The 22,126-nt window shown below is 35.6% G+C and carries 18 protein-coding genes; 9 read left to right on the top strand and 9 right to left on the bottom strand.

What is annotated here, in order from left to right; genetic code table 11:
* Positions 1-20 precede the first annotated feature (20 nt).
* From FB2170_RS13650 to FB2170_RS13640, 3 genes are read left to right on the top strand one after another with little or no spacing between them, the layout of a single operon-like run.
* The gene (locus FB2170_RS13650) at positions 21-2,459 is read left to right on the top strand and encodes a YfhO family protein (RefSeq protein WP_013307161.1); all 2,439 of its coding nucleotides are present in this window, start codon (positions 21-23) and stop codon (positions 2,457-2,459) included.
* Positions 2,456-3,727 (top strand): glycosyltransferase family 4 protein, encoded by a 1,272-nt coding sequence (locus FB2170_RS13645; RefSeq protein WP_013307160.1) that lies wholly within the window; start codon positions 2,456-2,458, stop codon positions 3,725-3,727. Before FB2170_RS13650 ends, FB2170_RS13645 begins: the two co-directional genes overlap by 4 nt.
* Positions 3,727-5,181 carry a polysaccharide biosynthesis C-terminal domain-containing protein gene (locus tag FB2170_RS13640; RefSeq protein WP_013307159.1) on the top strand — a complete coding sequence of 485 codons (1,455 nt, stop codon included), beginning with the start codon at positions 3,727-3,729 and terminating at the stop codon, positions 5,179-5,181. The genes FB2170_RS13645 and FB2170_RS13640 overlap by 1 nt, the downstream gene beginning before the upstream one ends.
* Positions 5,182-5,241: 60 nt before the next feature.
* Here the strand turns inward: FB2170_RS13640 and FB2170_RS13635 are convergent, their stop codons facing one another.
* Both FB2170_RS13635 and uvrA read right to left on the bottom strand, forming a co-directional pair.
* Positions 5,242-6,531 (bottom strand): hypothetical protein, encoded by a 1,290-nt coding sequence (locus tag FB2170_RS13635; RefSeq protein ID WP_013307158.1) that lies wholly within the window; start codon positions 6,529-6,531, stop codon positions 5,242-5,244.
* Between the two features lie 120 nt (positions 6,532-6,651).
* Positions 6,652-9,432 (bottom strand): excinuclease ABC subunit UvrA, encoded by a 2,781-nt coding sequence (uvrA, locus tag FB2170_RS13630; protein WP_013307157.1) that lies wholly within the window; start codon positions 9,430-9,432, stop codon positions 6,652-6,654.
* Positions 9,433-9,677: 245 nt separating this feature from the next.
* On the opposite strand from uvrA, the gene FB2170_RS13625 reads away from it, so the two are divergent.
* Together FB2170_RS13625 and FB2170_RS13620 are read left to right on the top strand one after the other, a co-directional pair.
* Positions 9,678-10,259, top strand: coding sequence for a sigma-70 family RNA polymerase sigma factor (locus FB2170_RS13625; RefSeq protein WP_041632871.1), 582 nt, complete (start codon positions 9,678-9,680; stop codon positions 10,257-10,259).
* A 639-nt stretch (positions 10,260-10,898) separates the two neighbouring features.
* A complete protein-coding gene (locus FB2170_RS13620) occupies positions 10,899-11,483 on the top strand; it encodes an RNA polymerase sigma factor (RefSeq protein WP_013307154.1) in 585 nt (194 codons plus the stop codon).
* 229 nt (positions 11,484-11,712) lie between these two features.
* Here the strand turns inward: FB2170_RS13620 and FB2170_RS13615 are convergent, their stop codons facing one another.
* A complete protein-coding gene (locus FB2170_RS13615; RefSeq protein WP_013307153.1) occupies positions 11,713-12,375 on the bottom strand; it encodes an endonuclease III domain-containing protein in 663 nt (220 codons plus the stop codon).
* A gap of 54 nt (positions 12,376-12,429) precedes the next feature.
* Here FB2170_RS13615 and bcp point away from each other — a divergent pair, with 54 nt between their 5' ends.
* The gene (gene bcp, locus FB2170_RS13610; RefSeq protein WP_013307152.1) at positions 12,430-12,882 is read left to right on the top strand and encodes a thioredoxin-dependent thiol peroxidase; all 453 of its coding nucleotides are present in this window, start codon (positions 12,430-12,432) and stop codon (positions 12,880-12,882) included.
* 69 nt (positions 12,883-12,951) lie between these two features.
* Here the strand turns inward: bcp and FB2170_RS13605 are convergent, their stop codons facing one another.
* The gene (locus FB2170_RS13605) at positions 12,952-14,412 is read right to left on the bottom strand and encodes a hypothetical protein (protein WP_013307151.1); all 1,461 of its coding nucleotides are present in this window, start codon (positions 14,410-14,412) and stop codon (positions 12,952-12,954) included.
* An 88-nt stretch (positions 14,413-14,500) separates the two neighbouring features.
* On the opposite strand from FB2170_RS13605, the gene FB2170_RS13600 reads away from it, so the two are divergent.
* Both FB2170_RS13600 and FB2170_RS13595 read left to right on the top strand, forming a co-directional pair.
* The gene (locus FB2170_RS13600; RefSeq protein ID WP_013307150.1) at positions 14,501-15,265 is read left to right on the top strand and encodes an MBL fold metallo-hydrolase; all 765 of its coding nucleotides are present in this window, start codon (positions 14,501-14,503) and stop codon (positions 15,263-15,265) included.
* 9 nt (positions 15,266-15,274) lie between these two features.
* The gene (locus FB2170_RS13595; protein WP_013307149.1) at positions 15,275-15,769 is read left to right on the top strand and encodes a hypothetical protein; all 495 of its coding nucleotides are present in this window, start codon (positions 15,275-15,277) and stop codon (positions 15,767-15,769) included.
* Here the strand turns inward: FB2170_RS13595 and FB2170_RS13590 are convergent.
* The 5 genes from FB2170_RS13590 to FB2170_RS13570 all read right to left on the bottom strand — a co-directional run bounded on the left by FB2170_RS13590 (position 15,766) and on the right by FB2170_RS13570 (position 21,107).
* Entirely contained in the window at positions 15,766-16,425 is a 660-nt protein-coding gene (locus FB2170_RS13590) for an alpha/beta hydrolase (protein ID WP_041632870.1), read from the bottom strand. The genes FB2170_RS13595 and FB2170_RS13590 overlap by 4 nt on opposite strands.
* Position 16,426: 1 nt before the next feature.
* Positions 16,427-16,750 (bottom strand): hypothetical protein, encoded by a 324-nt coding sequence (locus FB2170_RS13585; RefSeq protein WP_013307147.1) that lies wholly within the window; start codon positions 16,748-16,750, stop codon positions 16,427-16,429.
* 41 nt (positions 16,751-16,791) lie between these two features.
* The gene (locus FB2170_RS13580) at positions 16,792-18,048 is read right to left on the bottom strand and encodes a dihydroorotase (RefSeq protein ID WP_013307146.1); all 1,257 of its coding nucleotides are present in this window, start codon (positions 18,046-18,048) and stop codon (positions 16,792-16,794) included.
* Between the two features lie 30 nt (positions 18,049-18,078).
* Positions 18,079-19,995, bottom strand: a complete 1,917-nt coding sequence (locus FB2170_RS13575; RefSeq protein ID WP_013307145.1) for a BatA domain-containing protein — start codon at positions 19,993-19,995, stop codon at positions 18,079-18,081.
* A gap of 104 nt (positions 19,996-20,099) precedes the next feature.
* Complete coding sequence (locus FB2170_RS13570; protein ID WP_013307144.1) at positions 20,100-21,107, bottom strand: glycosyltransferase family 2 protein; 1,008 nt, start codon at positions 21,105-21,107, stop codon at positions 20,100-20,102.
* Positions 21,108-21,734: 627 nt separating this feature from the next.
* On the opposite strand from FB2170_RS13570, the gene FB2170_RS13565 reads away from it, so the two are divergent.
* Entirely contained in the window at positions 21,735-22,115 is a 381-nt protein-coding gene (locus FB2170_RS13565; RefSeq protein WP_013307143.1) for a hypothetical protein, read from the top strand.
* Positions 22,116-22,126: the final 11 nt, after the last annotated feature.

Below are 22,126 nucleotides of genomic sequence, written 5' to 3'. Positions count from 1 at the left end.
TCAACCACATAGAAAAACCAATGAAGTTAGGTTTAAAAGCATTTTACACCCATTTTTTTGTTCTTGTTCTTTTCATAATAACTGCCTTGGCCTACTTCAATCCGGTACTTCAAGGTAAGGTCATTGAACAATCTGATATTCGCCAATATACAGGTATGGCGAAGGAACAAAATAACTTTCGCAAGAAAACTGCCGAGGAGCCATATTGGACGAACAGTGCTTTTGGAGGTATGCCCACATACCAGCTCGGTGCCTATTACCCTCATGATTATGTTAAGAAACTTGACAGATTAATTCGTTTTCTACCAAGACCTGCAGATTATCTTTTTATATATTTTCTTGGTTTTTATATTCTACTTTGTTGCTTAAAAGTAGATTATAGGTTGGCCGCTCTTGGAGCTTTGGCTTTCGGTTTTTCCACCTATTTGATAATTATTTTAGGTGTTGGTCATAATGCAAAGGCCCATGCTTTAGCATATATGCCTATGCTTTTGGGGGGAATTGTTTTGACATTCAGGGGTAAATATCTTTGGGGGTTTGTTCTGTCGGCACTTGCTATGGCATTAGAAGTTGGTGCTAATCATTATCAAATGACCTACTATTTTATGCTCTTGGTATTAATATTGGGAATCGTCTATTTGGTATATGCCGTCCGTGAGAATAAGTTAAAGAATTTCTTTACCTCGGTTGGGTTGCTGATTGTAGCAGTGGTTTTGGGCATTGCTGCCAATGCCACAAGTTTAATGGCCACTAAGGAATATGCCGATTGGAGCACACGAGGAAAATCACAGTTGACCATTAACCCTGATGGTTCAACAAAATCAGATACAAAAGGATTGAGTAAAGACTATATTACCCAATATAGTTACGGGGTTGTAGAATCTTTGAACATATTTGTGCCTCGTCTTTTCGGTGGCTCAAACGGGGAAAATTTGGGAGAGAATTCCAAAACTTATGACTTTCTTATTGATCAAGGCATTTCTCGAAGTCAGGCTTTAGACTTCTCTAGGAGTTTGCCGCTTTACTGGGGTAATCAACCCGGAACCGCAGGACCGGCCTATATAGGAGCCATTGTCTTTTTCCTTTTTATTCTTGGATTGATACTGGTGCGGGGTAGAGCTAAATGGTGGCTTTTAGGTGGTGTAATTATGTCACTCATTTTATCTTGGGGTAAAAATTTCAATTTGTTGACAGATTTCATGATTGACTATTTTCCACTTTACAATAAGTTTAGGGCCGTTTCTTCCATCCAAGTAATTCTGGAGCTCTGTGCCCCAATTTTGGCCATTTTGGCCTTAAAAGTATTGGTGGACTCTTCGGTGAAGAGTAGCAAAAAAATAAAAGCCTTGAAGATTTCCTTTTTTACGGTATTGGGCACTGGTATTGCTCTGCTTCTATTAAAAAGTATTTTTAGTTTCGAGAGCTTTTCAGACGGTACATTAAAGCAATATTACGGTGATGAAATTCTTTCATTGATTCAGTTGGATAGAAAGGCGGTCTATACAAATGACCTTTTTAGGACTTTGATTTTTGTTGCGTTGTCTGCTGGGGTTATTTGGTTGTTTTTAAAAGAAAAATTGAAGGAGAATGTTCTTGTCCTTGTTTTGGGAGTATTGATTGTTGTTGATTTGGTTGGTGTGGATAGACGTTATGTGAATAAAGACAATTTTGTCTCTAAACGCAAAATGACACAGCCTTTTCCAGAAACTCCTTCAGTTAAACAAATATTGCAGGATGAAAGTGTTTATAGGGTCTATGATCCTCAAGAAGGGCTTAATGGAGCCAGTACTTCATTCTATCATAAATCAATTGGGGGGTATCATGCGGCCAAACCCGGCGCAATACAAGATTTATTCGATTTCTATATTTACAAGGGTAAGATAGAGATTTTGAACATGCTTAATGTTAAGTATGTGATTCAAAGAGATGAAGAGGGTAGAAGTGCACCATCAATGAATCCCAACGCAAATGGTAATGCGTGGTTTGTTAATAGATTGGTTGAAGTCAAGTCTGCTGATGAAGAAATTAGGGCATTGGATAGTCTAGACGTCAAAAATGAAGCTGTTGTAAATACTGCTCGTTTTACCAATATCAATAGATTTAATTTTCATACTGATTCTTTAGCGATTGTTAGTTTAACGGATTACAAACCTAACCATTTGACTTATAGAGCGTCTAACCCCAACGCAGGGGTGTTGATCTTTTCTGAAATGTATTATGAAAATGGATGGAACGCATATATAGATGGACAGTTGAAGGATCATTTTAAAGTGAACTATGCACTTCGTGCCTTAAGAGTTTCAGGGGGAGACCATACCATTGAGTTCAAGTTTGAGCCAGAAGTTGTAAAAAAAGGGAGCCAGATAACATTAGCAAGTTCAATAGTTCTTGGCTTAATTGTTTTAATCGGATTAGGGTTTTCCTTAAAATCAACTCCTAAAAAAGAGGATGACGAATGAAAAAGGTATTGATCATTACGTATTATTGGCCACCGGCAGGTGGGCCAGGTGTACAGCGATGGTTGAAATTTGTAAAATACCTTCCTCACTTTAATATTACTCCTGTTGTTTACATTCCTGAAAACCCAAGTTATCCGATTCTAGACGAAACCTTTGTTGATGAAATACCTGAAGGGATAGCTATTTATAAGCACCCGATTAAGGAACCTTACAAATTTGCAAGTTTGTTCTCTAAAGAAGACGCAAAGCGAATAAGTTCCGGAATAATCAAAAGTAAGGATCAATCTGTTATAGAAAAGGCTATGTTATGGGTTCGAGGTAATTTTTTTATCCCCGATGCTCGTAAAAATTGGGTAAAGCCTTCCGTAAAATTCTTAAACAGTGTTATTGAGAAAGAAGCTGTTGATATAATAATTACAACGGGGCCACCACATAGTGTTCATTTAATCGGAAATCAATTACAGCAGGATAAGAATATAAAATGGTTGGCAGATTTTAGAGACCCTTGGACATCTATCGGGTATCATAAAAAACTGAAACTTACCGCCAAATCTCAAAACAAACATAAGAAGCTGGAGCACATGGTGCTTAACAATGCAGATAGTATCGTTGTTACCAGCAATACTACCAAAAAGGAGTTTCAGGGTATAACTTCTCGACCAATTGAAGTTATTACTAATGGATATGACGCAGCGTATCAGGATGAATTACCTCTCACGAAACAATTTACAATTTCTCATATAGGCTCATTACTCACAGGTAGAAATCCAGATTCGCTATGGAAAGTTTTGGCACAATTGATTCAAAGTAACGGTGATTTTAAAAAGAGTTTTAAGTTACGATTGGCTGGTGTTGTTAGTGAAGATGTACTGCAAAGTATTTTTAATTCCGGTTTAAAAGAGAATACGGAATTAATTGGTTATGTTTCTCATGAAGAGGCTGTAAAACTTCAGCGAGAATCACAGATTCTTCTATTAGTAGAAATTGATTCCTTTGAAACACAAGGCATTCTCCCGGGAAAACTGTATGAATACATGTCGGCCAAAAGACCAGTCCTCGCAATTGGCCCTGAAAAATGGGACGCCCAGGAGATTATTTTAGAAACAAACATAGGTTCAACCTTCAATTACACATCTGAAAAAGAATTAAAAGACGTAATTTTAAAGTGGTTCGCTCTTTACCAAAAAAATAAACTTAATATAGACACTAGAAGTGTCGATAAATATAGTAGGAGAGAGCTCACACGAGAATTAGCCAAACTTATTTAATGGGAATAGTCACCAAACAAGCACTGAACAATACCATAATTACCTATTTGGGTTTTGGTGTTGCTGCCGTAAATACACTATTTCTATATACTAATTTTTTAACTGGGGAGTATTATGGGCTTGTCACAGTAATTCTTTCAACTTCTGCGGTTTTAATGCCTTTACTGGCCTTTGGTGTTCCCAATACTCTGGTTAAGTTCTATAGCAGTTTTAAAAAAGATGAGGATTTAGAAAGTTTTGAGACTTTGATGCTTTTATTGCCTCTAATTTTGATAGTTCCTATTGCTATTTTTTCATTTTTCTTTAATGAGGCAATAGGTAGTTTTATATCACAAGAAAATACCATTGTAAAAGACTATGTATGGCATATATTTTTAATTGGAATGGCCATGGCATATTTCGAAGTGTTTTATTCGTGGGCCAAGGTTCAAATGAAATCGGTTTTTGGAAATTTCATGAAAGAGGTTTTCAATCGGATCGGGGTAATGATCTTGTTGTTTTTAGTGTATGTTGAATTTATCACTGTCGATTTCTTCCTGAATGCCTTGGTTATCCTTTACTTGTTGCGTTCTCTAATTATGAAATTGTACGCCTATGGATTAAAAATGCCAAAATTAAATTTTAGTTTCCCTGAGAATATCAGATCTATTTTGAACTATAGCACTTTGATAATTCTCGGAGGGTCAGCGGCTGTAATAATATTGGAGATTGATAAGGTAATGATCAATCAGTTTATCCAGATAGAGAATGTTGCCTATTATGGAGTGGCAATATATATTGCTACTACCATTATTGTCCCATCCAGGGCTATGCACCAGATTACCTACCCGTTAACGGCGCAGATATTAAATAGGCAAGATAAGCCGGCTCTTAAGTCATTGTACCAAAAATCATCTTTAACCCTGTTTATTGCCTCTGGAATATTGTTTGTTTTGATTATTACCAATCTTAACGATTTGTTTTTGGTACTCCCTGAAGAATATCGAGGAGGATTCATCATCGTATTTTTAATAGGATTGGCCAAGGTCTATGATTCTCTTCTAGGAAATAACAATGCAATATTGTATAACTCAGATTATTACAAAACGCTTTTGTCAATGGGGATACTATTGGCATTATTAGTGGTAATCTTGAATATTTGGTTTATACCAAAATTCGGATTGAACGGAGCGGCCTTAGCTACCTTTCTTGCTATTTTCAGCTACAATACCATCAAATTATTTTTTGTGAAATCTAAATTTGATATAATTCCATTTTCAAATGAAACAATAAAGGTTTTAGGGATTTTGGTGATTTTAGGTGTAGTTTTTTACTTCGTGAGTTTACCGTTTCATCCAATTGTGAACATACTTCTTAAGAGCGCAATTACGGGCATTGTTTATTTGGGGTTCCTTTATCGATTTAGAATATCGGAGGATGTCTATGGTATGCTTTCAAAATTCATTAAAAAGTAAACCCCGCGGAAACAACCAAATTACCACGGGGTTTAACAACTAACCAACCTAAAAACTATCTTACTGTCTTCTAGAGCTTCTTGACTGTGTAGCTCTAGAACTGCGACTTTTACTGTTACTTCTTGTTGCTACACTTCTGCTTCGAGAAGGTGACTTGCTAACCGATGATCTTTTATTGGAACTTCGCGTTGAAGGTCTTTTAGCAACTGACCTCTGTGTTCTAGTAGTACTGCTACGTACGTTCCTGCTATGGGTTCTGTTTTCAGGTTTTTTGTACGTTTTTGTACTTCTAGTTACCGTTCTACTTCGAGGCGTTTGGGTTACCGTTCTTTTAGTAACCGTATTTCGTTTTGGTGATCTAACTGTAGTTGATCTCTTGTTTACAGCACTTCGCTGTGGAGATCTTACAGTTGTGGATCTTTTTGTTACCGATCTGTTGTTAGATGACCTAGCATCATTCTTGCGAACTGATCTTCTCTCTATATTCTTCGATCTATCAACAGCTGATCTTCCTGCAACTTTTCCGTTTGAACGATTAGAACGTGTTCCTGAGTTTCTTACAACATCACCTCTTCGATTATTAGATCTGTGAGATTTGTATGAATCATTGTTACGTGCAACACTTCTGTTACTGCGAGTTCCGTCATACCTTCTGGTTCTATTCTCGCGCTGAACTACACGTTTGTCATTTCTATAAACCGAAGCTCTATCTCTTCGAACTTTGTTGTATCTGTGCTCTCTACCGATTTTTGCATAAGCTCTACGCTTATTATATCTGTAAGGTCTGTAATATGTATATCTATAAGGGTTATAGTACCTTCTATAAGGACTGTTGAATACTAAGCTAAATCCAAAAGCTGGTCGTATAAAGTGCCTATGGAAAGGTCTGTATACATAGTGCCTGTTATAAATATTAATGTATCCTGAATGGTAGTCGTAATATCCACGATTGTTGTAGTAAACATACATTCCACCCATTCTATGAACTCTATTGTTTCTGTAGCGAATATCTACATCACCAATTTGGGTTACACGACCATAATGGTCATAATAAATACCTACGTTCTCAACTTGAATAACTGCACCATAATCATCATATTGTGCATAAGGACTGTAATCGTATCCTGAATTGAACGTTACACCATTTCTACGTCCAGAAACATGATTGTCAATGTAAAAGTCAAACTCTCCATCGGGATATACTGAAAACGTAATGCCATTCTCAACAAAAATGAAAGAGTTATTGTATCTATAAGCATTGCGTATTGCAACCTTATCTTCAACTGTACTAGCCATGATACCCGTGGTACCTAAAATGAGGGCTGTAAAAAGGAGTACTATATTTCTCATGATATAAGGTTTTAAATTCCCGAATGCAACTATTCACATTCGATTAGTACATACCAAACAGCGTGCCACAAATTTGTGTACAGGCATAAGTAATTGATAAACAGACGATAAAAAATAAAATTATATTATTTTTTCTCTAAGGTAATTGGCCGTAAACGAAGTTTTACTTTGAATTATTTCTTCTGGAGTACCCTGGGCTAGTAGTTGCCCTCCATTTTCTCCACCTTCTGGACCAAGGTCAATAATATGATCTGCACATTTAATGAGTTCAATATTATGCTCAATAACTATAACAGAATGTCCGCGTGAAATCAAGGCATCGAAAGATTTCAGTAATTTTTTGATATCATGAAAATGTAAGCCAGTTGTTGGTTCATCAAAAATAAACAGGGCTTTATCTTTGGAAGTTCCTTTGACTAGAAAAGAAGCCAACTTTATACGTTGCGCTTCACCACCTGATAGGGTAGAAGAAGATTGCCCTAAAGTAACGTATCCCAATCCCACAGCTCGTAGGGGGGTTAGTTTGGTTACAATTTTGGTTTGACCATATTTTTCGAAAAAGTCAATCGCATCATCAATAGTCATATTCAGGACATCATCAATACTTGCATTTTCGAATTTTACCTCAAGAACTTCCTTTTTGAATCGTTTACCGCTGCAGGTATCACATTCAAGGTGTACATCGGCCATGAACTGCATCTCCACCGTAATTTCACCCTCACCTTTACATTTTTCACAGCGACCACCGTCTACATTAAAAGAAAAATGTTTTGGCTGATAAGCTCTGATCTTACTTAGTTTTTGCGAAGCAAATAGAGCTCTAATATCATCGTAGGCTTTGATATAAGTCACGGGGTTTGAGCGGGATGATCTTCCTATAGGGTTTTGATCTACGAATTCAACATGTTTTATTGTTTGATATTTTCCGTCTACAGAAGTAAACTGGCCTGCTTTTGCACCATAACCCCCAACTTCTTTTAAAATTACTGGGTATAACAATTTTTTGACCAACGTACTTTTGCCGCTTCCTGAGACACCTGTGATAACAGTGAGCATATTAAGGGGGAAAGTAACATCTATATTTTTAAGGTTGTTTTCCCGAGCACCTTTAATCTCAATGTAATTTGTAGAGACTCGCCGCTCTTTAGGGATTACAATTTTCTCCGTTCCGTTCAGATAACCTGCGGTTAATGATGTAGATTTCAAAATTTCTGACAAAGTACCGTGAGCCACAACCTCACCACCATGTGTTCCGGCTTCAGGTCCAATATCAATAACTTCATCAGCTGCATTCATTATATCTTCATCATGTTCCACAACAATGACGGTATTGCCCAAATCACGAAGTGATTTTAATACATCGATTAAATTCTCGGTGTCCTTGGGGTGTAAGCCAATACTTGGCTCATCCAAAATATACATAGAACCCACAAGACTACTTCCTAAAGAGGTTGCTAGGTTTATTCTTTGACTTTCGCCTCCTGAGAGCGTATTTGATTTTCTATTTAGAGTAAGGTAGTTGAGACCAACTTTTTCTAAGAACCCTAACCTTGTATTGATTTCTTTTAATAATCGTGAGGCGATTTGAGAATCATATTCGTTCAAGGAAAGATCATTAAAGAAGAGCACTAACTTTTTAATTGGTAACTCAACCAAATCTGAAATGGAATGGTCATCTACTTTAACGTAATCAGTTTCTTTGCGGAGACGTTTACCGCGACAAACATTACACTTGGTTTTGCCTCGATAACGAGAAAGCATCACCCTATTTTGGATTTTGTAACTCTTCTCCTCCAACATTCCAAAAAACTTGTTAAGTCCGGTGAACTGAGAATTACCATCCCAAACTAATTGTCTTTGCTCTTCTGTAAGTTCAAACCATGGTTTGTGAATGGGGAAATCAAATTTATAGGCGGAGTTAACCAACTCGTCGCGATACCAACTCATGCTCTCACCTCGCCAAGGAAAAACGGCATTTTCAAAGATAGACAGTGCCGTATTCGGAACAACAAGGTCTTCGTCTATCCCAATCACATCACCATAACCTTCGCATTTTGGACATGCGCCATATGGATTATTAAAACTGAACAGATGTACATTGGGTTCTAAAAAAGACATTCCATCTTTTTCAAACTTATTATTGAAAATGGTTTGTCTTTTTGTTGCAAGTTCTTCGATTACGCATTCCCCTTTTCCTTCAAAAAAAGCAGAATCAATTGCATTGGCCAATCTATTGTAAAAATCCTCATCATTTTTTGTGATGATTCTATCGATGACGAGACTGAATTTAGGGCCTATGTCTTTTGGTGCAGCATCAATTCGAATAACCTTATCAATATGTTTAATCCTTGCGTAACCTTGTTTGGAAAAAAGCTGTAAAGACTTTATTGGGTCTCTACCTTCTTTGATTATAATCGGAGCAAGTAATAGAAGTTTTTCTCCTTCATCGTAACTTTTTATATGTTTTACAACATCTGTAACGGTATCTTTTTTGACTTCTTCGCCCGATTTTGGGGAAATGGTCCTACCAATGCGGGCATATAGCAGTTTTAGATAGTCATATATTTCTGTGGTAGTACCAACGGTTGACCTTGGGTTTGTGGAATTGACTTTTTGCTCAATAGCAATCGCAGGAGCTATACCCTTTATATAATCTACTTTGGGCTTGTTAAGTTTTCCTAGGAACTGCCTGGCATAAGAAGATAAACTTTCTACATACCTACGTTGCCCTTCGGCGTACAAAGTGTCGAAGGCCAAACTAGATTTTCCTGAACCTGAAAGTCCCGTTATGACCACCAATTTATTTCGAGGTATAACAACATCAATATTTTTCAAATTGTGCAATTTAGCACCTTTGATAATTATATTTTCCTTTGGATTTGCGTCTAGTATTGAAGGCATATTCTTTGTTAGATGGGCAAAGATACAATATGTGAAATGCAATTGCCAACAAAGCTATTTTATACTTTAAATTCATGATAATCACGTTACTATTTTTCTAAAACCTATATTTTTTTCTATATTTGAACTCAACAAAATGTTAATACGCCTATAGTAAACAATTACTTTTTTAAAATTAGTGTATAACCCACAAGGCCTTTTCTGTAGAATTGGCCCCTAGTTTTAACTCAAAAAAAGTAATTGATATGGAGCTTCAGATAGCAGATTCCCTACTTATACAAAACTACATTCAAGGAGACGAAAGAGCTCTTGAAATATTAATCAATAGACATAACCAACGCCTTAGTAGTTTTATTTATTCTAAGGTGAACGATCGCGAGATTACCGAAGATATTTTTCAAGATACCTTTATCAAAGTAATAAGAACCCTTAAGAGGGGAAGATACAATGAGGAAGGTAAATTTTTACCTTGGGTAATGCGAATTGCGCATAACCTTATTATAGATCATTTTAGAAAGAACCGTAGAATGCCCTTATTCGAAGGTACTAGTGCGTTTAATATATTCTCAGTTATTAGTGATGAGAAATTGAATATTGAAAAACAACTTATCAAAAATCAAATAGATGAGGATTTGGTTTTACTTATTGAGGAGTTGCCAGCAGACCAAAGAGATGTTTTGGTAATGCGTATATATAAGGATATGAGTTTCAAAGAAATTTCTGAAAATACAGGTGTTAGTATAAATACAGCTCTTGGGCGTATGCGTTACGCCTTGATCAATCTGCGAAAGATCATTGAGGAGAATAACATTGTTTTAACGAACTAATCGGACCTTAGGTCGAGCATCAAATAGTTTTGACGAATTATCTAGCTTTAGGTCGAACGTATTTACTATATTTATCGATGTGGCGTTTTCTTTATGAAACAATACTGAAATAGATATGGAAAAATTTTACGTTAAGAATAAAAATAAGTGTAAAGTAGTTAAGGCAAAACCTGAAACGGTTGATTTTTTGTTGAACTATTCAAAGTCTTTAAACATAACTGATGTCAAAGGAATAAAGTTCGAAAGCAATATGAACTGATAGTTCCCAAGAATAAATCTAAAACCCTTGTTACTGTAGTAGCAAGGGTTTTTTTGTACCCTTTCCCGATTCAATTTTCAACTATTCGATTAAAACATAGTGCAATTAGGTTGAATATTAGGTATTGATGTGAATGGTCGGTGCAACTTCTATAATCCTAAATTATTGTGATAAAAATCAAAAATGATTGTTTCACATCAAAATCCAAGGGTTTGACAACATAGTTTTTTCCACACACCCCCTTTTATCTAGTTTTAAGTCATAATTAAAGAATAGCACAGTTTTTATAATAATCGTGTTAAGATCTCAAAGTAAGACCAAGTAACTAAAATTAAGCTTTAACCAGAAAGCCCCTAATCTTAAAAAAAACAGTAATTTGTATGGAACTACAAATAGAAGATTCAGTATTAGTAAGAGATTATATTAGTGGAGATGAAAAAGCCCTAGAGGTTTTGATCAATAGACACAATCAACGTATTTCAAGTTTTATTTATTCCAAAGTATTGGACAGGGATATCACAGAAGATATTTTTCAAGATACTTTCATCAAGGTAATCAAGACCTTAAAAAAAGGATCATATAGTGAGGAAGGTAAATTTTTACCTTGGGTAATGCGAATTGCACATAATCTTATTATTGACCATTTTAGAAAGAACAAAAGAATGCCGATGTTTGAAGGCAATGATGACTTTAATATTTTTTCTGTTATCGGGGATGATAAGCTTAATGCCGAAAAGCAATTAATCAAGGATCAGATCAATTCAGATTTAAGATATCTTATAGATGAATTACCAGATGACCAGAGAGAGGTACTTTTCATGCGTATCTACAAGGATATGAGCTTCAAGGAGATTTCTGAAAATACGGGAGTTAGTATAAACACTGCTCTAGGAAGAATGAGGTATGCTTTAATCAACCTTAGAAAGATCATCGATAAAAACAACATAGTTCTTACAAATTCATAGTACTTAGTTTACCAAAAACAATATTTTGATTTTAGTTGCGTTATTCTAGCATAACAATACTATAATCAATATGGAAAAAATTTACTTTGAGAATCAAAAAAAGAGTAGTCCAGTGATGGCCTGCAGAGAAACAATCCAGTTTTTGACTAGTTTTTCCCAGTCTTTCTGTATTGTTCACCAAAATAACTTACAGTTCGAAATAAACTTGAATTAATAAATAGACCCGTAATTAACGGGTCTTTTTATATTTATAGTAATTATTTAACACTGTTTTTCTGCCGATTGTTTTTGTAATAACATCCTTTTCAAGGTCCCATCCTCTTGCCGGAGAATATTCGCGACCATACCAGATTATCTGTAAGTGAAGGTCATTCCATATTGCTTTAGGAAATATTCGTTTTGCATCCTTTTCTGTTTGAACCACATTTTTACCATTCGTGAAACCCCAGCGGTACATTAATCTGTGAATGTGTGTATCAACAGGGAAGGCCGGAGTCCCAAAGGCTTGGGAAACAACTACACTAGCCGTTTTGTGCCCTACAGCCGGTAATTCTTCTAATAAGGCAATATCGTTGGGTACCTTACCGTCATACTTATCAATCAAGATTTGGGATAAACCATGGATACCTTTTGATTTCATAGGGGAAAGTCCGACCGGTTTGATGATTTCACGAATTTCCTCCACAGTTAATTTAACCATATCATGGGGGTTGTCTGCCCTATCAAATAATAAAGGTGTTATTTTGTTGACTCTAACATCTGTACTTTGGGCAGACATTAGTACTGCTATTAGTAGCGTATAAGGGTCTTTGTGATTTAATGGAACGGGTATAGTGGGATATAATTCCTGTAGTTTATTTATTGCGAAGACAACCTTTTCCTTTTTAGTCATATTAACCTAATTTTGCTATTAACAAAGGCTTGCTAATTTATACAAAAAAAGACAATGAATACATTAAAAGTGGGGGACAAGGTTCCTGAATTTATTTCAAAGGATCAAGATGGGAATGAAGTAAAATTTTCAGATTTCAAAGGAAAAAAATTAATTGTTTTCTTCTATCCAAAAGCTAGTACGCCAGGGTGCACAGTTGAAGCTTGTAACCTGAGGGATAATTACGGAGAACTTCAGGCCCAAGGTTTTGAACTACTGGGTGTAAGCGCCGATTCTGAAAAAAGGCAGACTAATTTTAGGAACAAGTACAATTTCCCTTTTCCATTATTGGCAGATGAAGATCATACTGTATTGAACATTTTCGGCGTTTGGGGACGTAAAAAGTTTATGGGCAGAGAATATGATGGCATTCACAGAAAATCCTTTGTTATGAATGAGGAAGGTATTGTAATAAAGGTCATAGACAAGGTAAAGACTAAAGACCATGCTGCCCAATTACTGGACTAGTAAATAATTTTACACAAAAAAAGCGTCCAGACAAATCATTATCTGGACGCTTTTTTATTATCTAAATCGTTACGCTTTAATCTTATCCTTTTTTTGGGGATTGGGGGCGAAAAGATTTTTTTCTTTTATGATTTCTGCAATTCCTTCAGGTAGGGCATCTTCCCAACCTTCTTCGTGATTTACAATTTTTTTGAATACGTCACGTGAGAAAATATGCATGATTTCAGGGTCGTAGTCAATAATGTCCATCACCTTGCCATTGTATTTAAAGAACTTGTACAACTCTTTCATTCTCGGATGAACCTTAACATTGTTACTTGTCATTATTTGACCAGTTTCGGCATTTTTCATAGGGTACAAGTACACTTGAAGTTCTTTAAAGAAGAGTTTACCAAAAGCTTCAAGAATACCACCGCTCAAATGACGATAGTACTTTTCATCAAATATATCGACCAAGTTATTCACGCCCATGGTCAAACCTATTTTGGCCTTGGTGTAATTATTAAAGTATTCAACGAGTTTGTAATATTCTTGGAAATTGGATATCATAACCGTATGGCCCATAGAGCAGAGTAATTCCGCCCTGTCCATAAAATCACGTTCATCAATTTCACCTGATGCTTTTAGGTTTGAAAGTGTAATTTCAAAAATTACAATAGTCTTTTCTTCATCAACAGCCTGATCTCGTATAAAAATATCATACGATTTTTCAAGCATATCCATATTTACCTTCGTGACCGGTCTAAAACTTCCACGAAGTGCCATTATATTCTTTTTATAAAGCTTGGCAGCTGGTAGAAGGTTATTTCCGTCAGGTCCAAACATAACGGCATCGGTCATGCCGTTCCTGATCAATTGTAAACTCATCAGCCTATTATCAACACCTTTAAAATTTGGTCCAGAAAAATTGACCATGTCCAGTTCAATAGTATCTCTATCAATATGGTCATACAAGTATTTTAAAAGCTTTCTAGGCTTGTGGTATTTGTAGAACGCCCCATATATTAAGTTAACTCCTAATATTCCAAGAGTTTCTTGCTGTAATCGCGCTTCATTCTGCTTAAAACGAACGTGGAGTATTATTTCGTCGAACTCTTTCTGTGTTGGCTCTAACTGAAATCTAATACCTATCCATCCATGTCCTTTATATCTTTTTGAAAAGTCTATTGTTGCAACCGTATTTGCATACGAAAAATAAAGCCTTTCAGGATGTTTGTCCCTAGAAATTCGCTCCTCCATAAGTCTCATTTCATGGGATAGCATAGTTTTAAGTCTAGGTTGGGTCACATAACGGCCATCTGCTTCAACGCCATATATGGCATCACTAAATTCCTTATCGTACGCACTCATGGCCTTTGCAATAGTTCCAGAAGCACCACCTGATCTAAAAAAATGTCTTACGGTCTCTTGACCTGCACCAATTTCCGCAAAAGTTCCGTAAATGTCGGGGTTTAGGTTTATTCTCAGGGTTTTGGCCTTGATTGAAGGAATGTTCTCAAATGCGGTGTCCCTTTTTAGAACTGAAGACATAAAATGGTTTTTGTTTAAGGCAAAGTTAATAAGATTGGGTAATCTATTAAATAAAATAGTTATAAATTTGAAATAAATAGACAAGGGGTTGAATATTACTTTTTTAGGTACGGGAACATCGCAGGGAATCCCCGTAATTGGGAGCGATCACCCAGTTTGCCTTAGTGAGGATCCTAGAGATAAACGACTAAGGGTTTCTGTACTTTTGTCATGGGATGATTACAATTATGTAATTGATTGTGGACCTGATTTTCGGCAGCAAATGCTGACTACTAACGTGTCTAAACTTGATGGTATTCTTTTCACCCATGAACACGCCGACCACACTGCGGGCATAGATGATATTCGACCATTTTTCTTCAGACAAGGAGATATACCAATTTACGCCCACGAAAGGGTCGCCGAATCTTTAAAGACACGTTTTGATTACATTTTTGCCAATGAAGACCGTTATCCTGGAGCACCGGCCGTAGAGGTAAATATCATTCAGAATAATATACCGTTTGTGTTAGGAGGTCAAATGGTAGTTCCCATTAATGCACACCACAATAGATTGCAGGTTTTTGGTTTTCGAATTAATGGTTTCACCTATTTGACAGATGTAAAGACAGTCGATGATGAAGAAATTGAAAAAATAAAGGGTTCTAATATTTTAGTAGTCAACGCTTTGAGAAAAAAGCCGCACCATTCTCATTTTAATCTAAAAGAGGCTTTGGAATTCATCGAAAAAGTAAACCCCAAGAAAGCTTATTTATCGCACATTAGCCACTTATTGGGATTTCATGAAGAGGTAGAAAAAGAATTACCAAATAATGTACATTTGGCCTACGACAACCTTCAATTAAGTTTATAAAACCTTACAATGAAAAGTAAAATATTTTTATACCTATTCGTGTTTACTGCCCTTATTTGTTTGTTTATGGTAGTAAGCAATGGGAAAATGCAAAAAGACAAAGAATTAAAAATCCAAAGCTTAAAATCAAGTGTTGTCGATCTGAAAGATTCTCTTCAAAATTCACAACTAAAGGTGTTGGACATGCAATACTTTTCGTTAGAAAACAATGATGATGCCCTGGCCTATTATGATCATCTTGAATTGGAAAACCCAAGTCGTTATATTGCCGATAAGTTATTGGAAACCAATGAATCCAAAGGGGATAACCCTTTGATACCTTATGAGGGTATGGAGAGTGATTTTAAGTTGAACAAAATTAAAATCCTAAATCATAAATGGATAGTGGCCGATTTTTCCGATGGTAAATTCTGGGGTGAGCTTTTGATTAAATATGAATTAAAAGATGATATGGGTGTTGACTTTACGTTGGCGGACCATCTTTTATACACAAGAAGCAATTAGATTTTATCTTCCAACCATTTTTTAAAAGAGTAAAAGTTTTGAGGAGCTACACCGTGACCTACTGGGAACTCTTCATATATATAGTCAACCCCTAAGTTTTTTAATTGACCGGGTATCTTTTGTGCCCATTCTGGAGGAATTACTTGGTCCACTTGCCCGTGAGAGGCATATATCTTTAAATTTGAGTGGTCTTTTTCTTCCGATTTTTCTGAAATTATTTTTTCGTTTATGTATCCACTTAGGGCAACAACATTCTTTATTTTTTCCGGATATGAAAGTGCTACGGCATAGCTTAATATTGTGCCTTGGCTAAAGCCCAATAAGGTTATTCGGGCAGTATCCAACGAATAAGTGGTACAGGCCTCCTCAATAAATGAAACGATTTTTTCACGGGAATCAATGGCCTGATTATCGTCACTCCATTTTCCTTTTTCAGCATCAAAATTTATGGCGTACCAGGCATTGCCAAAAGGTTCCATTGGGTAGGGTGCACGTACGGAAATTATGCAAAACTCAGCTTGCAGTTCCGGAGCAAATGAAAAAAGGTCTTCTTCATTGCTACCGTATCCATGAAACATGAATATAACGGGAGGTTTTCCAGTTTTTAGAGATGATGGTCTAATTAAATGAGTAAGTGAGAGCGGGGCAGTTGTCATATTATGAAATAAAAGTAAACCATTTTTGAAAATATGGACCTATTGCAGGAACCATTTGTTTCTTATCACTTAAAGCTCCAAGAAAACCATAAATCCAGAGAATAAAATAACAAAGATAAAGACCGTATAACGCAAATTCATTGAACCATACACTTGAAAATAGCGCAAACCCATGAAACATGAGATGTAGACCAAAAGCTTGTCTTGTGTGAAAACGGGCAAATTCATTTTTAGGCTCCATATTCATGGTAATCGCTATCAAAGACCCAATAATCGTAAGATATGCTATTATAGCTGTTGTTTTTCCTTCTTTTTTAGTGTCCATAAAAATGGTGTGAAATTTAGCGGAATGATTTGATTAAAAGCCTATGCTAGTATCAATTGATTCTTGTTTACAATACCATAAACTTTTCCTTTAAGAGTTTGACCTACGGCCATACTGTTTTTTGAGGTTGAAATGATATTGTTTTTTTCAAAGTTGTACTCTTCATCTGGATCAAATAGGGTCAGACATGCTCTGTGTCCTTCAGAAAGTTTATTCTCCTCAATATCATAGCGCTCCCTACCTTTGGTCAACAACCCTACACATATCTCGGCACCAAATGTCTTGTTCAGCAAGCCAAAAGCACTTTCTAATCCAATTGCTCCATAGGCTGCATTGTCAAATTCAACTCTTTTCAACTCTACATTTAGCGGTGTATGGTCCGATGTAACAAAATCAACCACCCCGTCTTTAAGTCCTTTAATCAGCGCTTTGGAGTCTTTCTTTGAACGTAATGGTGGCATTACTTTGTATGCAGTATCAAATTCTTCCAATACTTCGTCTGTAAACACTAAATTATGAACAGCAACACTACAGCTGACATCCAATCCTTTTTTCTTGGCATCTGCAATAAGTTTTACAGCGTTGGCCGTAGAAATGGTTGGTATGTGCAATTTACCCCCAGTATATTGCAATATAAACAGGTCTCGTGCAATTTGAAGTTCTTCGCCCAAAGCAGGGATTCCCTTTAAGCCCAACTTTGTTGAAACTGGTCCTTCATTGACCATTCCTTTACCCGCTATTTTAGTGTCTAAAGGTTGTGAATAGACTAATCCGTCAAAATTCTGAACATATTGCAATGCAATTTTCAAAAGATTGGAGTTTGTAATCGGTGATTTAAAATCAGAGTATCCAACCGCACCTACATTACCCATGTCATACAGTTCGGCCAAGTCTATCCCTCGTGATTTCATTGTTAAACTCCCTATAGGGTAAAGACTTGTTGCTGACGATTCTGCTGCATTCTTAATAAAGACTATATCAGAACTACTATCAGGAACTGGATTTGTATTAGGGTTTAACACAATGTCGGTAAAACCGCTTTTTGCAGCGACATTAAGTCCGTTTGTTATCGTTTCCCTTTCTTCGAAACCTGGTTCCCCGAAGCTCACACTGCTATCAAACCAACCTAAAGAAACATGTAAATTTTTCAGATTTACCACTTTCGTCGTTCTAGACGGATCTATTTTTGATGCTATTTTTTCAATTATCCCATTTTTGATAAGGATATCTCTTTTTTTTAAGTGCAAATCTTGACTCTGCTCGTTTACTATTCTTGCAGATTTTAAAAGTATGTTCATTTCCGCTTGTTTATCTATTGATTATATAGATCATTTTAAATATTTTATAATGAGCACTTCAATAAGAATAAAGAGTGCTGCTAAAATAACAAACCATTTCCAAAGCTCCGATATACTATCACTGTTTTCCAGTTCTTGAAATAAGTTGGTAATTGAATCCTGTTTGTTTATTGTTGGTAACTCACTCAGATCATCATAAACAAGATTACTTTCCTTTCGTGGATAGTTGAAACTAATGTTTCTTATTGATGTTCCATTTTCTGAAATGCCGTAAATACCATCTTCTGTGGGATTATCATTGAAAGTTAGAGAAACCTTATTCGCGTGGTTTCGTTGTTGTGGAATAAATTCAATATCTTCTTTGGTTACCTTTAGAATATGATCTTTTGTCATTTTTTTGACGATGTCCACCACAGCTAGGCTACTCATAGTATGGTACAATTCAGTACTTTTTAAACTATTGACTCCCATTTTATAAAATGTAGGAACTATAAGAGGGGATTGCTTAAAATTTGAATTTTGCAGATCCAATGAAGATGAAAACAAATAAATGCGATTTGTGCCTACAAGAAAGGGATCCCCATTTTGGAATCTTAGGATCGATGCACTATTGGATCTTAGTTTAAAGAATTGGGAAACTTTGGGGTATTGGAAATTATTGATGTTCTTTTCAAAAACATTTTCATAGAGTGGGTGGGAGAAGGCTATTTGGGTAATATTGGACATGGTGTTCGTTTGTTCAATAAATGAACCTATTGCCAAGCGGGAGAGCAATTGATTATAATTGTCCATTTGGGCATTTATAGATGGAATAATAACCAAATTGCCGCCGTCTTCCACAAAGGATGATAAACTAGCAATTAGTGAAGAGGGGATATTTTTTATTTCATTCAACACAATCAAATTTTGTGTCTCAAGGTTCCTATAATTTAGGTTCTTTAGGGAATATAAAGAGAAAACAAATTCATCTTCTGTATAAATCTTTTTTAAATATTCTGAAGACGAATCTCCGATTACAAGTATATGAGGCTTTTCCTTTTCATCTATATTAAAATAGAGGAGATTATCATAACCCAGCTGATTGTCAGTAATTTCAATTTTTCCATTTATTACTTCATTTGCCCCAACGGTAAATATTATTTCCCCTTTATTGTTTTTAAAGAGAGCAGAAGATTTTGCAATCAGTTTATCACTGTTGTACAATGAGATTGGTGTGGCTTGAATACTGGAAGAGGCGGAGAGTTGGGCAGTAATTTCAATATTTTCAGTTCCGTTTCTACTAATGTAACATGTATCAATCGTTATATTGGGCAATTCATCGGCAGTTAACTTTACCAAATGGTTTTTGACATTTTCATTCTTAATCGAAAGGGGAGCGGATCTTTGTTGAAAATCTGAAATTAGAACCAAATTTTTTATTGAGCTGTCGTCTTTTGAAAAAAATGTGTGCCCTTTTAGTTGTATTTCTTCAAAATCCAATTGTTGAGAAGTTGGTTTTAATTTTAATAATTCATTTTGAATATTCGCAAGCTGCACATTTCTGTATTCCGTAGTATTGGTAAAAAGGCTAAAACTCTTATCGGACGGAACGTTTTTAAGCAATTCTTGAACAGCATTGTCCAATAAAGTTCCTTGTTTCGATTTTGCCTGCATGCTAAAAGAATTATCCAAGTAGATAACAGTTTCTTTGGGCTGCATTGCATTTTTCTTGGCAAAGAAAGGTTGAGCAAAGGCAACAATTACAAATGTGAACACCAATAATCTAGTGAAAAGAAGTAGCCACTTTTTTAATGAATTGCTTTTTCTTGACTCAGCAACCACTTTTTTCAACAATTTTACATTGGTGAAAGGGGTTTTCTTAAATCTTCTAAGCTGAAAAAGATGAATGAATATAGGAATCAGTAGTAGAAATAAGGCCCAAAGGAGTTCTGGATATTTAAACTGCATTCCTGAATTTGATTTGACAAATATAGTTAAAAGTATCAAGTGCCAGTATCATATTAACTTATCATTTTTGAAAAATAACTATCTTTTTCCAAGGCACTCGATTCTTAACAAAAGAAGAAATAATCTTTCATTAGCAGTTTGTTCAATGACTCAAAGAAAACCTTTATCGATGCCTGCTCTTTTTCATTGGCAACGGTAATGATATTTTGTGGGTTTTCAATCTCCTTCAGAATTCCAAAATGGTAAAGTTTTTTACCATAGATGTTTTTGCCTATTTTGTTTGGGTTATCACATATCCACGTAAAATCTATTTTTCTGTCAATAAGTTTTTTGGCAATTGTCTTTCCTTTGTTTCCCGCTCCCCAAACAACCAACGGTCTTTTAGGGTCATAATCCAATTTCAGGAAATAATGCAGCTTAATATCTAAAAAGTAATTGGCGGCGTAATGCGCACTTGTTCTCGAAGTTCTCGTACTATAGTCCCTCCAATGGTGTAGAATTGTATCACAGGGAATACATTTTAGATTGTTTTCATAAAAACGAAAAGTAAGATCATAGTCTTCAGGATAGCGTTCGGACTCAAATGCACCACAACTGTCTAAATCTTCTTTGAACACCATCCAGCAAGGGGATGGGATGACACATTCTTTGTATATCTCTGAGTAGTTAGATCCATTTTTTGTGAGTTTGTTCAGCCATTTTTCGTACCGTTCATATCCGTTACTTATTCCTTGTTCAGAAAAGTATTTTACTTTGCCAACGGCAATATGACCCTTACCATTTATCATAAGAGAGTTGACCATAGTTTCGATTCTTTCAGGTAACATAATATCGTCGGAATCCATTCGGGTGATTAGTTGACCGGTACAGCTCACATACCCAGTCCGCAATGCGTGTATAATCCCAGTTCCTGAATTTTCTATGACTTTGAACCGAGAATCTTTTTTGGAAAAATCGAGAGCTATCTCTTTACTTTCATCTGATGACGAGTCATTAATGGCCAAAACCTCCCAATTCTTATATTGTTGGGAAAGAATTGAACTAAGGCATTCTGAAAAGTATTCTTCAGTGTTCTTAAACGGAATAAGGATACTGACCAAAGGTTGCTCCATATAGGCAATTTAGGCAATTAAAGAAAAGACCAAAAATATGATAACAAAAAACTCACAACTTACGTTATGGGTTAATTTCGCGGAGAAAGAGGGATTCGAACCCCCGGAGGTGTGACCCTCAATAATTTTCAAGACTACCGCATTAGACCACTCTGCCATTTATTATAACCCTTAGGACTTTTTCTTATTTATTGAATAAAAAAGCATTTTGTTCGGTGTATTCTGTTCGTTCCAAAAAAAAAAGAGTTTACGTTTTTTAATCAAGAATTTTAATTAAGAAATAACTATAACCTCAGATAAGTTAATAAATCTTGATTTCTGAATTATTAGGAATGTACTAAATATGATAAAAGTCATGAATGTTAGGGATTAAAATGTATAATTTTATAGATTAGATATGTTTTATATAAGCCCTGAATTAAAGATAACCATTAACTGTAAACAGCATTTGAATAAACTTGTATATCTCTTCCCGTTACTTTTCATAGCAGATAGGCAACTAGGATCCATTATGTTGGGAATAAATGGATAAAAACAATCATGCATCCAACACAATGACTAAATTCGCATATTACTTTTTTGAATTAATGTGACTGCTGATTATATCTTCAAAATAAATTAAAAAGTATGAAAAAAGTATTACGATCAACCTTAGTAAAACTATCATTGATTTCATTGGGGTTTTCTTTTTTCGGTTGTTATTATGATGAACCTGAAGAAATTGATTCTTCAACAATTGTTTCCTTTACTACAGATATTCAACCAATTTTCAATGCTAGTTGTATTTCTTGTCATCCATTAATCCAAGCTGTACCCGATTTGACCGAAGGCAATTCATATAATAGTATTGTGACAAACGAAATGATTAAAGCCAATGATTTGGAAGCTAGTGTATTATATCAAAGACTAATCGGAAATCCAACTATTATGCCCTCTAGCGGTAGCCTGCCTTCAACTGAGATTAACTTGGTAAAGATTTGGATTGAACAAGGTGCTTTAAATAATTAGTATTCAATTAC

Origin of the sequence: Maribacter sp. HTCC2170, from assembly GCF_000153165.2 — a bacterium.
Taxonomy (GTDB): Bacteria; Bacteroidota; Bacteroidia; order Flavobacteriales; family Flavobacteriaceae; genus Maribacter_A.
This window is presented reverse-complemented; position numbering and strand designations above follow the sequence as displayed.